This window comes from Dorea sp. AM58-8, from assembly GCF_003464045.1.
In the GTDB taxonomy this organism is placed as follows: Bacteria; Bacillota; Clostridia; order Lachnospirales; family Lachnospiraceae; genus Claveliimonas; species Claveliimonas ammoniilytica.
Window position 1 is genome coordinate 1 of sequence record NZ_QSDM01000058.1, and the last position, 729, is coordinate 729.

A 729-nucleotide genomic window follows, 5' to 3' on the forward strand; every position below is an offset into this window, starting at 1 on the left:
ATTAGATTGCGTCCAATTTGTCAATAACCTGTTCAAACTGTCGGCGTTTAATCTGTATGCGGTTGCCATTCATAATGAGCCAGCCAGCGTCCTTGTTTTCCTCTGCCAATCGTCTTAACTTGTTTTCTCCGATACGGAAATACTTAGACGCTTCTTCAATGGTAAGGGTGTATTTTTCCCATACGGGAATATCGTTGTTATTCATCAGATACCCCCTTTCCCATGTTTTGTGTCATACTGGATATAGGGGATAAGGTCGGTGCGGTTTATCCTCTGTAAATGGGCGGTTAGTTTACTGGAAAGGGAATTGCTGTATCTTGCCTTATCAAGCATAGTTCCCACTTTTTCCAATCCACCTAATGCGTCATGTTCTTCTAAGAAGTAAAAACTTTTGACAGCGGAAATCACGCCACCCTCTGTAAGCCATTGCTGTGTTTCCTCAAGGGAATTTTGCTGTTTTGGTACTTGCAGTTTCAAGACTTCCACAGCCCCTAAAAAGCGTTCCCAAAACCGACACGTTTTCCATCTGCTTTTATTACTTTCGTTTCTGTTTGGCACGACAAAGCGTAGGTTGTTTGACAATAGCCCGAAAGCCAGTTCTCCGAGTTCCAGCGGTCTGTCCTTGAATGTCATGGCAAAAGCATGAGCCTTATCATCACGCAGTTGCATTTCTGTCCGTTTCCAACTGCCGACTTCCTCAAGCGTCTTATTATGTTTTGAACAGACTTC

Annotated in this window: 2 protein-coding genes; both read right to left on the reverse strand. The window is 43.5% G+C overall.

Translation table 11 applies throughout. From position 1 onward, the window contains the following. Nucleotide 1: 1 nt before the first annotated feature. The gene (locus DXA18_RS15445; RefSeq protein ID WP_002607397.1) at nucleotides 2–205 is read right to left on the reverse strand and encodes an excisionase; all 204 of its coding nucleotides are present in this window, start codon (nucleotides 203–205) and stop codon (nucleotides 2–4) included. Beyond that, nucleotides 205–729: replication initiation factor domain-containing protein (locus DXA18_RS15450; protein ID WP_147345620.1), on the reverse strand; the 525-nt coding region annotated here is incomplete at its 5' end. The genes DXA18_RS15445 and DXA18_RS15450, both read right to left, overlap by 1 nt.

Bases quoted from the DNA above. Each gene is read 5' to 3' on its own strand.
- DXA18_RS15445 (WP_002607397.1), bottom strand. From the start codon at position 205: ATGAATAACAACGATATTCCCGTATGGGAAAAATACACCCTTACCATT.